The organism is Thalassotalea agariperforans (assembly GCF_053470345.1).
Genome location: NZ_JBQMWH010000003.1, coordinates 394,380 through 407,972, shown reverse-complemented (window position 1 = coordinate 407,972; position 13,593 = coordinate 394,380). Strand labels below are relative to the sequence as shown.

The 13,593-nt window shown below is 39.3% G+C and carries 13 protein-coding genes; all 13 read left to right on the top strand.

The window, feature by feature from the left end; translation table 11 throughout:
* Nucleotides 1-48: 48 nt before the first annotated feature.
* Nucleotides 49-2,637 (top strand): leucine--tRNA ligase, encoded by a 2,589-nt coding sequence (leuS, locus tag ACSLUO_RS07085; protein WP_448247448.1) that lies wholly within the window; start codon nucleotides 49-51, stop codon nucleotides 2,635-2,637.
* A 5-nt stretch (nucleotides 2,638-2,642) separates the two neighbouring features.
* The gene (locus tag ACSLUO_RS07080; RefSeq protein WP_448247446.1) at nucleotides 2,643-3,188 is read left to right on the top strand and encodes an LPS-assembly lipoprotein LptE; all 546 of its coding nucleotides are present in this window, start codon (nucleotides 2,643-2,645) and stop codon (nucleotides 3,186-3,188) included.
* A 35-nt stretch (nucleotides 3,189-3,223) separates the two neighbouring features.
* Complete coding sequence (gene holA, locus ACSLUO_RS07075; protein WP_448247444.1) at nucleotides 3,224-4,270, top strand: DNA polymerase III subunit delta; 1,047 nt, start codon at nucleotides 3,224-3,226, stop codon at nucleotides 4,268-4,270.
* Entirely contained in the window at nucleotides 4,257-4,973 is a 717-nt protein-coding gene (gene nadD / locus ACSLUO_RS07070; RefSeq protein ID WP_448247442.1) for a nicotinate (nicotinamide) nucleotide adenylyltransferase, read from the top strand. The genes holA and nadD overlap by 14 nt, the downstream gene beginning before the upstream one ends.
* 78 nt (nucleotides 4,974-5,051) lie before the next feature.
* Entirely contained in the window at nucleotides 5,052-5,372 is a 321-nt protein-coding gene (gene rsfS / locus ACSLUO_RS07065) for a ribosome silencing factor (protein ID WP_448247440.1), read from the top strand.
* Between the two features lie 7 nt (nucleotides 5,373-5,379).
* Complete coding sequence (gene rlmH, locus ACSLUO_RS07060; RefSeq protein WP_448247438.1) at nucleotides 5,380-5,850, top strand: 23S rRNA (pseudouridine(1915)-N(3))-methyltransferase RlmH; 471 nt, start codon at nucleotides 5,380-5,382, stop codon at nucleotides 5,848-5,850.
* Nucleotide 5,851: 1 nt separating this feature from the next.
* Complete coding sequence (gene mrdA / locus ACSLUO_RS07055; protein ID WP_448247436.1) at nucleotides 5,852-7,960, top strand: penicillin-binding protein 2; 2,109 nt, start codon at nucleotides 5,852-5,854, stop codon at nucleotides 7,958-7,960.
* Nucleotides 7,960-9,075: a rod shape-determining protein RodA gene (gene rodA, locus ACSLUO_RS07050; RefSeq protein WP_448247434.1), complete on the top strand. Its 1,116-nt coding sequence runs from the start codon at nucleotides 7,960-7,962 to the stop codon at nucleotides 9,073-9,075. Before mrdA ends, rodA begins: the two co-directional genes overlap by 1 nt.
* A gap of 82 nt (nucleotides 9,076-9,157) precedes the next feature.
* Nucleotides 9,158-10,054, top strand: a complete 897-nt coding sequence (locus ACSLUO_RS07045; RefSeq protein ID WP_448247432.1) for a septal ring lytic transglycosylase RlpA family protein — start codon at nucleotides 9,158-9,160, stop codon at nucleotides 10,052-10,054.
* A 76-nt stretch (nucleotides 10,055-10,130) separates the two neighbouring features.
* The gene (locus ACSLUO_RS07040; RefSeq protein ID WP_448247430.1) at nucleotides 10,131-11,312 is read left to right on the top strand and encodes a serine hydrolase; all 1,182 of its coding nucleotides are present in this window, start codon (nucleotides 10,131-10,133) and stop codon (nucleotides 11,310-11,312) included.
* A gap of 223 nt (nucleotides 11,313-11,535) precedes the next feature.
* Nucleotides 11,536-11,799, top strand: a complete 264-nt coding sequence (ybeD, locus tag ACSLUO_RS07035; RefSeq protein ID WP_448247428.1) for a DUF493 family protein YbeD — start codon at nucleotides 11,536-11,538, stop codon at nucleotides 11,797-11,799.
* A gap of 100 nt (nucleotides 11,800-11,899) precedes the next feature.
* A complete protein-coding gene (gene lipB, locus ACSLUO_RS07030) occupies nucleotides 11,900-12,559 on the top strand; it encodes a lipoyl(octanoyl) transferase LipB (protein ID WP_448247426.1) in 660 nt (219 codons plus the stop codon).
* On the top strand, nucleotides 12,549-13,517 hold the full coding sequence (gene lipA / locus ACSLUO_RS07025; protein ID WP_448247424.1) for a lipoyl synthase: 969 nt from the start codon (nucleotides 12,549-12,551) through the stop codon (nucleotides 13,515-13,517). The genes lipB and lipA overlap by 11 nt, the downstream gene beginning before the upstream one ends.
* Nucleotides 13,518-13,593: the final 76 nt, after the last annotated feature.

Sequence of the window (13,593 nt, the reverse complement as noted above, 5' to 3'; positions counted from 1 at the left end):
AAACAGCTCGCCGCACAGCCAGATAAATTGAGTATTTGAGAAACATTAATGGAAGCCATATACAACCCACAAGCCATTGAAGCTAAAGTTCAAGAATTTTGGACTAAAAACAAAACCTTTAAAGCGGTAGAAGACGCAACGAAAGAAAAATATTATTGTCTTTCAATGTTTCCATACCCTAGTGGTCGTTTGCATATGGGGCACGTTCGTAACTATAGCCTTGGTGATGTAATTTCTCGTTATCAACGTATGCAAGGCAAAAATGTCATGCAACCTATGGGTTGGGATGCCTTTGGCTTACCAGCTGAAAATGCGGCAATCAAAAATAACTCAGCACCAGCAAAGTGGACCTATGAAAACATTGATTACATGCGTAACCAATTACAATCGTTAGGTTTTGGTTATGACTGGGATCGTGAATTCGCCACGTGTTCAAAAGAATACTACCGCTGGGAGCAATGGTTTTTCACTAAACTTTACGAAAAAGGCTTAGTGTACAAAAAAAATGCAACCGTTAACTGGGATCCAATTGACCAAACCGTATTAGCTAACGAGCAAGTTATTGATGGCCGTGGTTGGCGTTCTGGCGCGATTGTGGAGAAAAAAGAAATTCCACAATGGTTTATTAAAATAACCGATTACGCAGAAGAATTAATTAACGACTTAGACCAACTTGAAGGTTGGCCTGAGCAAGTTAAAACGATGCAGCGTAACTGGATTGGCCGCTCTGAAGGCGTGGAAATGACCTTTCAATTAGCCAATTCTGATGAAAGTTTTGACATTTATACCACTCGCCCAGATACCTTAATGGGTGTTACTTATGTGGCACTAGCTGCGGATCATCCGTTATCAGTAAAAGCATCAGCAAATAATCCAGAATTAGCTGAGTTTATTGCTGAATGTAAAACGGCAAATACCTCAGAAGCTGATGTAGCCACCATTGAGAAAAAAGGAGTTGATACCGGCCTAAAAGCAATTCATCCATTAACCGGTGAGCAAGTACCGGTATGGGCTGCTAACTTTGTCTTAATTGATTACGGCTCAGGGGCGGTAATGTCAGTACCAGGACACGATCAACGTGACTGGGAATTTGCCACTAAATACGGTTTAGAAATTAAACAAGTGATTGCAGGTTCTGACGATGACGACATTAGCAAAGCTGCAATCACGGAAAAAGGTAAACTTATCAATTCAGGCGAGTTTGATGGCTTAAATTTCAAAAAAGCCTTCAAAGCTATTGCTTATAAGTTATCAACTGAAGGTAAAGGCCAAATCAAGGTAAATTACCGTTTACGTGACTGGGGTGTTTCACGCCAACGTTACTGGGGTACACCAATCCCAATGATTAACTTAGCTGATGGCACGTCAGTACCAGTACCTGAAGATCAATTACCAGTACAACTTCCTGAAGATGTTGTTATGAATGGTGTAACTTCACCAATTAAAGATGATCCTGAATGGGCAAAAACCACTTTTAATGGCGAAGCGGCATTTCGTGAAACCGATACCTTTGATACCTTTATGGAATCGTCTTGGTATTACGCCCGTTACTGTTCACCAGATAGCGATACCGCAATGTTAGATCCAGAAAAAGCTAACTATTGGTTACCGGTTGATCAATATATTGGTGGTATTGAACACGCTATTTTACATTTATTGTACGCTCGCTTTTTCCATAAATTATTACGTGATGTTGGTTTAGTAAAATCTGACGAGCCATTTAAAAGCTTATTATGTCAAGGCATGGTATTAGCTGAAACTTATTATCGTGAAGGTAAAAACGGTAGCCAAGAGTGGATAGCGCCAAGCGATGTTGAAGTGACTCGTAATGACAAAGGTGGTATCGAATCGGCCATTAGTAAACTTGACGGTCAGCCAGTAATTTCTGCTGGCATGAGTAAAATGTCAAAATCTAAAAACAACGGCATTAACCCACAAGAAGTTATTGATACTTATGGCGCTGATACGGTTCGTTTATTTATTATGTTTACCTCGCCACCAGAGCAAACTTTAGAATGGTCTGACTCAGGTGTTGAAGGTGCCCATCGTTTCTTAAAACGTGTTTGGAAATTGGTTCATGACTTTACTGAAGCAACCGCTGGTGAAGAAATTAAAACAGCAAGTGAATTAAGCTTAAATTCAGCACAAAAAACTTTACGCCGTGAATTACACAAAACCATTGCCAAAGTTACTGATGATATAGGCCGTCGTAATACTTTTAATACCGCGATTGCTTCAATCATGGAATTATTAAACCATTTATCAAAAGCAAGCTCCGAAACCGCTGAAGATAAAGCGGTATTAAGTGAAGCCATTAATGCCTTAGTATTAATGTTAACGCCAATTGTGCCACATTTATCACACCAATTATGGCAAGATCTTGGTCATGCAAGCCCTGTTGAAGATGCTTTATGGCCAGCAGTTGATAACGCGGCTTTAGTGGAAGATGAAAAACTGATCATAGTGCAAGTCAACGGTAAGTTACGCGCTAAAATTACCGTTGCCGCTGACGCGACTAAAGAAGCCGTTGAAGCCATTGGCTTAGCAGATGAAAATGTCAGTAAACATACCGACGGTGCAACCATTCGCAAAGTCATTTATGTGCCTGGTAAATTACTGAATATTGTGGCTAACTAATCGCTATGCCATTAAGTTTATTGTCGTTTACAAGCTTGTCTTTTAAAAATGCCTATCAAGTGCTCAGTATTTTACTGTGCACTTGTTTAACTATCGGTTGTGGTTTTCAACTCAGAGGGGAATATTTATTACCTGAAGAGTTACAAACATTAAAGGTTACCTCAACAGATAAATATGGCGAATTAACGCGGTTAGTAAAACAACATTTAACCATTAATCAGGTAAATGTTGTTGCTAGCAACCAACTTAAATCATCATCAAAGCAAGTGGTACCTGAGTTACATATTTTAAAAGACACCTTAGACCGTCGTACCTTGTCGGTATTTCCAAATGGCCAAGTGGCTGAATATGAACTGATTTACACGGTGAAATATCAGTTATTAATTGCTGGCAAAGAACCTCAAAATTTTGAGTTTGAACTTAATCGTGATTATCAAGATGATCCTGATTTTGCGCTTGCTAAATCGCGTGAGCTAAACTTATTATTAAGTGAAATGCGACAAGTTGCCGCTGATAGAATTTTACGCGCTATGGCAAGCATTCAATTTTAAATTTACCTTCTTTTAAGTTACCAACAAGGCATTAAATGCGTATTTACCATAACCAATTACACACAACATTAAGCTCGCAAGGCTGTAAACCGGTGTGGTTGGTTTTTGGTGATGAACCTTGGCAAAAAATTGACAGTATCAATCAAATAAAAAACCATGCAATGGCGCAAGGTTTCAGCGAAGTGGTTAGGCTGACCGCTGACGATAAATTTGACTGGGCTTATTTAATTGATGAATTTCAATCGATGAGTTTATTTGCCAGTCAACGCATTATTGAACTGGAAATCCCAAATGGTAAGGTCGGTGTCGAAGGTGCCAAAGTACTGACTTCACTAGCAGATAAATTAATACCCGATATTATTTTGTTAATTCATGGCGCAAAAATTGATGCCGCTACAAGCAAGAAAAAATGGTTTACCGCCTTAGATAAACATGGCGTTTATTTACCTCTATATGACATTGATGGCCAACATTTACAGCGCTGGTTACAGCAACAAGCCAAGCAACTTAACTTAACCTTACCCAATGACGTTAGCCATTTTTTAGCCGAATTTTTTGAAGGTAATTTACCCGCACTGGCCCAAGAGCTAGAAAAGCTGGCGTTAATCTATGGTTCACAAACGATTCAAATTGACGACATTGAAAAACTCACCATTAAACAAGCTAAGTTCAATCCTTTTCAATTAACCGAAACCTTGTTAAATGGTGATTTAAAAAAGTGCAGCGCAATTCTTGATAGCTTGCAACATGAAGGCACTAATGCCGCGCAAATTATTTGGGTGCTACATAAAGAGTTTCAACAGCTTTATCAAATGAAATGCCAGCTTAACCAAGGCGAAAATATTCAAGCTATTTATAAACAATATCGCATTTGGGATAAACGTAAGCCGCTTTATCAAAAAGCACTTAATACCATCAACATTGACAATATTGACATTGCATTAGCCCGTTTAGCCCAAGTAGATTTGATCAGTAAAACCAGCAGTGATTTTAATCCCTTTATTATGTTAACCGACGTTTGTTTGTCGTTATATCAAGGCCAACTTACGCAAAATTTCCCATTAAATTATGAGTTTGCTTAAACACCAAATAAATAACAACGCCGGTAAACAAACAAAAAAAATCGGTTTGTTTGGTGGTAGTTTTGACCCCATTCACCTTGGCCATATTTTCCCTATCCAACATGCGGCTGAGTTACTCGGTTTGAACCAAGTTCATATTATTCCAGCGAATGTATCACCGCTAAAAAGCAGTCCTTATTCAAACAATGAGCATCGTGCAGCTATGGTGAAGTTAGTTTGCCAAGACTACCCAATATTTACCTTTGACGGCAGAGAGCTAACTCGGGGTAATGCCTCTTATACCTTTGATACCTTGATAGAAATTCATCATGAATATCAAGCGCAAAACACGCCAGTAGCCTTATATTTTTTTATCGGCATGGACTCACTAATAGACTTAACCTTATGGCATCGTTGGCAAGATATCCTCAGTTTAGCTAACATCGTAGTATCACCACGCCCAGGTTACCAATTAACGTCAATACCTGAAGAGCTCAAATCCTATTTAATATTCGTTGGCGACCAGCCAAAAGCAAAAGTAGATCTTGCCTCGTTATCCTCGCCGGATCACCTCAGTAATGCCGGTAATATCTTGATCATGCCTGAAAAGTTAAGTGATATATCGTCTACCGAAATACGGACTTTATTGACAGAGCCTGGGGCGATAAAAAATAAATTACCCGAAAAAGTCTATCAGTATATTTTACAGCACCAACTTTATTAATTTTACTCGCGCAAGAATGTTACCTGTATCAAATAAAAATGCTAATATGTCGAAAAATCTCTTGTTAGGACAAATAAATTGCAAACTGAAGCGTTAACCGCATTTGTAACTGAAAAAATTGAAGACATGAAAGGCCGTGATATTACGGTTTTAGACATCACTAAAAAAGCAAGTTTTGCTTCAAAGATGATCGTTTGCTCAGGTAACTCAAACCGTCATGTAAAATCTATCGCACAAAATGTTGCTATGGAATGCCGAGCTGAAGGCGTTAACCCTTTAGGTATTGAAGGTAATGATGTTGGTGAATGGTCATTAGTTGATCTTGGCGACGTTATTGTTCATATCATGACAGATAGCACTCGCGATACTTACCAATTAGAGCAACTTTGGGAAGAATAAGCCCGTAATGCACCTTACTTTATATGCTGTTGGCAATAAAATGCCAGCTTGGGTTAGCCAAGGTTTTAATGAATACAGTCGCCGTTTTCCACGTGACATGTCATTTAATCTTGTGGAAATACCGCCAGGAAAACGCGGCAAAAATGCAGATATTGCCCGTATTTTAGATAAAGAAGGTGAATTAACTTTAGCTGCTATTCCTAAAGGTAATCGCATCGTTACCCTAGAAGTAGAAGGTAAACCTTGGACAACACCACAACTCGCTAATAACTTGTCTAAATGGCAGTTAGATGGTCGTGATGTTGCTCTGTTAGTTGGCGGACCAGAAGGTTTAGCGCCTGCTTGTATTGCCGCTTCTGAACAAAAATGGTCATTATCTCCCTTAACTTTACCACACCCTATGGTGCGTATTATTGTCGCTGAAAGCTTATACCGCGCTTGGAGCATCAATAATAATCACCCATACCATCGTGAGTAACATGGTTAAAAACAAACGCGTCACCATTAGAAATCATTCGGCGGAAGCTAATTTATTTATTCGTCGTTCTGTGATCGCGTTTGCTGGTATTGTAATAATGGTGTTAGTACTGTTTAATAACATTTACGATTTACAAGTAGATGCATATGAAAAGTATCAAACCCGCTCAAACGATAATCGTATAAAACTGTTACCCGTAGCGCCAAACCGCGGTCTAATTTATGATCGCAATGGTGTACTATTAGCCGATAACAAACCAGTCTATTCTTTAGAAATTATTCCTGAGCAAGTTGACAATATTGACGACACTATTGTGACATTAAGCGCCTTGCTTGATATTAGTGAAGAAAAACAAAAAAAATTCTTTAAAGCCCTGCGTAGCCATCGTCGTTTTAAGCCGATTGAACTCCTTTCCCGATTAAGTGAACAACAAGTTGCTTTATTTTCGGTAAATCAGCATAAATTTCAAGGCGTTTTTGTTGAAGCAAGATTAAAACGCTATTACCCTTTTGCTGAATTAACTACGCATTCTTTAGGTTATGTTGGCCGTATTAATCAACGTGACGAAATCCGATTAGAAGAACAAAATAAATCCGATAACTACAAAGCAACAAGGGATATAGGCAAACTCGGACTGGAAAAATACTATGAGAGCATTTTGCATGGCGACATTGGCCATCAAGAAGTAGAAATAAATAACCAAGGTCGTATCATTCGTACCTTAAGCTTTACTCCGCCAACCCCCGGTAAAGATCTCAAACTAAGCCTAGACATTGAGTTACAAATGGTAGCTAAACGCGCTTTAATTGGCCAGCGTGGCGCTATTGTGGCACTAGACCCCCGTGATGGTGGCGTTATTGCCATGTATTCCAACCCCAGTTACGACGGCAACCTATTTGTGCATGGTATAAGCACTAAAAACTATCGTAAATTAACTGGCTCAAAAGATTTACCTTTAATTAATCGCGCGGTACAAGGCTATCCGCCAGCTTCAACTATCAAACCTTTTATTGCTTTAACAGGCCTAGAAGCAAATATCATTACTCCTGATAGTAAAATTTGGGATCCTGGTTGGTATCAAATTGATAATGTAGAAAAAAAATATCGAGATTGGAAAAGATGGGGACATGGCTGGGTCGATTTAAGCCGTTCTTTAGAGCAATCTTGTAATATTTATTATTATGATCTTGCTTACAAATTAGGCATTGATCGTATTTCCAATATGATGGAAAAGTTTGGCTTTGGTGATTACACCGGTATTGATATTCATGAAGAAAGTGACGGTATTTTACCTAGCGCCGCATGGAAACGCGCCAATAAAAATAAGCCTTGGTATGCCGGTGAAACAATTTCTGTTGGTATTGGACAAAGTTTTTGGTTAGTAACGCCATTACAGTTAGCACAAGCCACGTCGATATTAGTCAATAGAGGCAAAATTAAAGCGCCGCATTTCGTAGCAAGTATTAATGAAAGCCAAGCCGTAAAAACACCACAACCCAATGAGCAATTATTATTAGCGGCAGATAATGCCACCGACGAAGCTAGCGCGAACATAAATGAAGAAAGCGCAGACGACATCACCGATGACAGCAATCATGAAACGCAACCGCCAATCGTTTTAAATAATCCTAAAAACTGGCAACATGTTCTTGATGGCTTACATAATACGGTGCAAAGATTTGGCGCTACAGCACATAATGCTTTTAAAGGTAGCCATTATGATGCGGCTGGTAAAACCGGCTCTGCACAAGTAGCGAGTCTAGGCGAAAATGAAAAATATGACGCGGCAACAACACAAGAAAACCAACGTGATAATGCCATGTTTATTGCTTTTGCTCCGTTTGACAACCCTGAAATTGTGGTTGCCGTTGCCATGGAGAACGTTGCTAAAGGTGGTGGCGCTACCAACGCGGCTCCTGTTGCTCGTCAAATAATGGATCAATATTTTGGTCAACGATTTGCTGAACATGAAATTACCAGCTTTATGCTTGCCTCACATTCGGCACTAGAGCACGCTGAGCATGATCATAACTTGCACCACCTTTCTACATTAGAGCATGAAAGTATTTCTCCACGGGTCAATACCTTATCTAGCCAAGGCACAAACTAATGTTTTCACAAGATCACGACAGCCCCAAAAAACAAACCTTGCTACAAAAACTTCATATCGATTTACCATTATTGTTAGGACTGATCACTTTAATGATTTTAGGCTTATTTGTTGTTTATAGTGCTGGAGGCCAAGAAACTGCCTTAGTGATCCGACAAATTACCCGTTTAGGCATTGCCCTTTTAGTGATGTTTGCCGTTGCCCAAGTTCCCCCTAGCGTTTATGAAAAATGGGCGGTACCGGTATTTATTGTCGGCATTTTATTATTGGTTGCGGTTTTACTTTTTGGCCATATTGGCAAAGGCGCACAACGTTGGTTAGATTTAGGCTTTATGAAGTTTCAACCATCAGAAATAATGAAATTGATCGTTCCTATAATGATCGCTTGGTATATTAGCCAAAACAATTTACCGGCTAAAATTAAAGATATTGTTGTTGCCTTTATTTTAGTATTAATTCCTACCTTATTAATTGCCAAACAACCTGATTTAGGGACGTCATTGTTAATCGCTAGTTCAGGGTTATTTGTAATTTTTCTTGCCGGTGCTAGCTGGAAGTTAATTACCGTTTGTGGTGGTTTAGCTGGCTTATTTGCGCCTATCCATTGGTATTTTTTTATGCAAGATTACCAAAAACAACGCGTCTTAACTTTTTTAAATCCAGAAGCAGATCCTTTAGGTAGCGGCTACCATATTATTCAATCAAAAATCGCGATTGGTTCAGGCGGCATTACAGGCAAAGGCTGGTTACAAGGCACTCAATCACAGCTAGAATTTTTACCGGAACGCCATACCGACTTTATTTTTTCTGTGTTTAGTGAAGAATTTGGTTTGATCGGCGTGTTGTTATTACTACTGGTTTATTTAGCAATAGTCATGCGCGGCTTATGGATAGCAGTTAATGCTCAGCAAGCCTTTACTAAGTTATTAGCCGGTAGCTTAACCCTAACTTTTTTTGTTTATGTTTTTGTGAATATTGGTATGGTTTCCGGTATCTTACCTGTTGTTGGTGTACCACTGCCCCTCGTCAGTTATGGTGGCACATCAATGGTGACATTAATGGCGGGGTTTGGCATATTAATGGCGATCAGTACCCGAAAACGTTTCATTGCTTAATTTATCAATTAACCTGAAGGTTAGCTGGCTCAACAATGCGCATTATCAAAATAAGTACATCAAATAGGTAAATTATCCTCTTATGTCTGTTATCAAATTTTCTTTCAAAAATATTCTCTGTTGTTTTAGTTTATTAGTGCTATTAGGGGCTTGTGCGCCAACAGGTCGATACCAGCAGCATAAAGATTCCGTGCCAAGCAGAACACCAAGTGAGGCAGAATTAAAAGACGCTATCCCTCGAGCCGAAGCGTTAAGCCGAGGTGGTAATAAACATTATACTGTCCGCGGTAAAAACTATTTGGTATTGCCAAACGCAATAAAATTCAAAGAAAAAGGTATTGCCTCATTTTACGGCGAAAAATTTCATGGTCATTTAACCTCCAATGGTGAAATTTATAATATGTACGCCATGACCGCCGCCCATAAAAATTTGCCCTTACCTACTTATGTAAAAGTTAAAAATTTAGAAAATAATCGTACTGCAATTGTTCGCGTTAATGACCGAGGCCCTTTCCACCCTGGTAGGATCATCGACTTATCTTATAGCGCCGCTTATAAATTAGGCATAACAGGCACTGCCCAAGTTGAAATAGAAGCGATCACCGATTTTACACCGCCCGTTGAAGACCCTACCCCTGCGGTGGTTATTACTACACCAATAACACCGGTAACGCCTTTGAGTACCACACATCAACCAGCAGAATTTACCGAACCAACACCAGTACAAGCACAAGTAAACAAAGCGATTAAACAACCTTATATTCAAGTATTTGCAACACAAAACCCAACCATGGCAAAAAGTTTAATTGCCTCATTAACTCACAAATACAAAACCCCTGTCATATCGCAACCTAGCAATGGCTTGTACCGAATTATTATGGGGCCATTTAAAAACCCAAGTGAGCGTTTTTTAATGTTGCAGCAATTAAAAGGCGCTGGCTACGAAAATGCATTTGGTAAAGAAATGTTTCAGCCATAGCCAAGTAATTTAAAAATGATATACTGTCGATGAACATTTTTCTCATCCACTAATAATCAGAATTTAAAGGAACGTTATGCCTTTTAAAACGGCTAAACATCGTAGCAAACTCATTTCAATTATTGGCGCAGTCACCTTTGGTGTATCTTCTATTACGCATGCTTTTATTATGCCCGCGCCACCTAGTATCAATGCTAAAGGTCATATATTAATTGACTATCATACCGGTAAAGTGATTTCGGAAGAAAATGCCGACATGCAATTGGCACCGGCTAGTTTAACCAAAATGATGACAAGTTATATTATCGGCACTGAAATCGCCTCAGGTAATATTAGTACAACGGATAAAGTTGCCATCAGCAAAAATGCTTGGGCGACGGGTAATCCAGTTTTTAAAGGCTCATCATTAATGTTTTTAGAAGTGGGAACAGAAGTTTCTGTTTCTGATCTCAACCAAGGCATTATTGTAGCATCAGGTAATGATGCTTGTGTGGCGATGGCAGAACACATTGCCGGCAGTGAGAGTGCTTTTGCTGATATGATGAATGCGCATGCTCAACAGTTAGGTATGAGCAGTAGCTATTTTGAAAATAGCCATGGTTTAGACAGTACTGAACACGTTACAACTCCACGTGACATGGCCACTTTAGGTGTAGCGCTCATTCGTGATGTGCCTGAAGAATATGTACTTTATAAGAAAAAGTCTTTCACCTTCAACAACATTAAACAACATAACCGCAATAGCTTATTGTGGGATAAAAGCATGAATGTTGATGGCATAAAAACCGGCCATACTTCACAAGCCGGTTATAGCTTAGTTACCTCCGCCACTAAAGACGGTATGCGCTTAGTCAGTGTAGTTATGGGCACTGAAAGTGAACGAGCACGTAAAGTAGAAAGTAAAAAATTACTTAACTATGGCTTCCGCTTTTTTGAAACGTTCACCCCGTATAAAGCTGGTGAAAAGTTTGCCACCAACCGCGTTTGGATGGGTGATGTGAAAGAAGTGGATTTAGGGATTTTAACCGATACACCGATCACCATTCCTCGTGGCCAACGTAAAAATTTAAAAGCGAACTTTGAGTTAGATCGTCAGCTAGAAGCACCACTTGCGAAAGGTACAGTGGTTGGTAAAGTATTTTTACAGCTTGATGGCGAAGATATTGCCCAATATCCGTTAGTCACGTTAGCAGAAGTTAATGAAGGTGGTATGTTTAGTCGTTTAGTTGATTATGTCAAACTGCAATTTGCTAACTAATTAATACCTTTCTATTTCTTAAAAAAACCTCCACTAGGAGGTTTTTTTAACTCTGATGTTCATCCTACCTACTAGTTATCACAATGATTTCTAACATAGATGATCTTAATTATCCCCTCGATTAAATTTAATGTTAAAATGTCAGTCATTAGCTGTATTGCCGCTGATATTTTTAGCAAAGGCAATTCACACAAAAGTAACAACGATGTTGAGTGAGATAAAAATGCAAACTAAGTTTGATGAGTTATTAGACTTTCCTACAGTACTAAACTTTAAAGTAATGGGTGTTGCTTGTGATGAGTTACCCGATCTCATTATTGCTGAATTGCAAAAGCATACGCCAGCAGATTACACATTCAAAATAAAGCCAAGCTCAAAAGGCAACTATCATTCTGTTTCTATTCCTGTTCGAGTGACCAGTAAAGAACATATAGAGATGATATACAAAACGGTAAACGCTATCGAGCAAGTTCGCTACGTTTTATAACTGAGGATAGATAACCGGATAGGTTGTCTGAAAAAGCGTGTCAGTAGCTACCTATAACGTCACGCGCATTAACTTTAGATAAAAGTAAACGAGTACCACTTTGCAGCAACCACTCATTATAAGACAACTTGCTAACCAAGAATACACGGCCATTTGGCAAGCCATGAAAGACTTTACCGATGCACGTGATGATTCGGTAACTGATGAATTATGGCTAGTTGAGCATTTTCCCGTATTCACGCAAGGACAAGCAGGTAAAGCTGAGCATTTATTAATGCCTGGCGATATACCGGTGGTAAAATCTGATCGTGGTGGCCAAATTACGTATCATGGCCCAGGGCAACAAGTGATCTATTTTTTGATCAACCTACGTCGTCGAAAAATGGGTATTCGTCAATTAGTCAGTTTAATTGAAAATGGTATTATTGCCTCACTTGCCGATTATGGTATTGATGCACAAGCAAAACCCGAAGCACCGGGTGTTTATGTTGACGGAAAAAAAATTGCGTCATTAGGTTTACGCGTTCGTAAAGGCTGTTCTTTTCATGGCCTAGCACTGAATGTAAATATGAATTTAGCCCCCTTTTTACGTATTAACCCATGTGGTTATGCCGGTTTAGAAATGGCTCAGACTGCTGATATTAACGGTCCACAAACGGTTAATGAAGCAGGTCAATCTTTAATAAAACACTTAAGCCAATTGCTAAACGCAAGTGAGCTAAGCTTTAAAACAGGTTTGGAAACAGAATATGACAGTTAAAACAACACGTGTTGAACCCGGTACAAAATTACGCGACGCCGATAAAATGGCCCATATTCCGATCAAAGTTGTCCCGTCTGAGCGCGAAACCATGTTACGTAAACCGGATTGGTTACGTATTAAATTACCACGCACGACTGACAAAATAGATCATATCAAGGCCTCTTTAAGAAAACATGGTTTGCATTCAGTATGTGAAGAAGCATCATGCCCTAACCTTTCAGAGTGTTTTAACCACGGTACCGCTACCTTTATGATTTTAGGTGATATTTGTACTCGTCGTTGCCCATTTTGTGATGTTGGCCATGGTCGTCCATTAGCTGCAGATAAAGAAGAACCAAAAAAACTCGCCTTAACATTAAAAGACATGGCACTAAAATATGTGGTTATTACTTCGGTAGATCGTGATGATTTACGTGATGGTGGCGCTAGTCAATTTGCAGAATGTATTAAAGAAATTGAAATACACTCACCACATACCAAAATCGAAATATTAGTGCCTGACTTCCGTGGTCGTATGGATAAAGCGCTTGAGATCTTAAACGCACACCCGCCACATGTGTTTAACCACAACATGGAAACCGCGCCACGCTTATATACCAAAGCGCGTCCAGGTGCTAACTATCAGTGGTCATTAGATTTATTGAAAAAATTTGGTGAAGCCAATCCAACAGTGCCAACTAAATCAGGTTTAATGGTAGGTTTAGGTGAAACCAACGAAGAAATTTTACAAGTAATGCAAGACTTACGTGATCATGGCGTTACCATGTTAACCATTGGTCAATACTTACAGCCAAGTAAGCACCATTTACCTGTAGAGCGTTATGTTCACCCTGATGATTTCGATATGTTCCAACGCGAAGCAATGAAAATGGGCTTTGATCACGCAGCTTGTGGGCCATTGGTTCGTTCAAGTTATCATGCTGATAAACAAGCAGCAGGTGAAGAAGTTAAATAACTTTTACGCTAGCATTAAAAGCCAAAGCTCCTTTATTAAGGCTTTGGCTTTTTTCGATGATAAAAAATCGCTAACT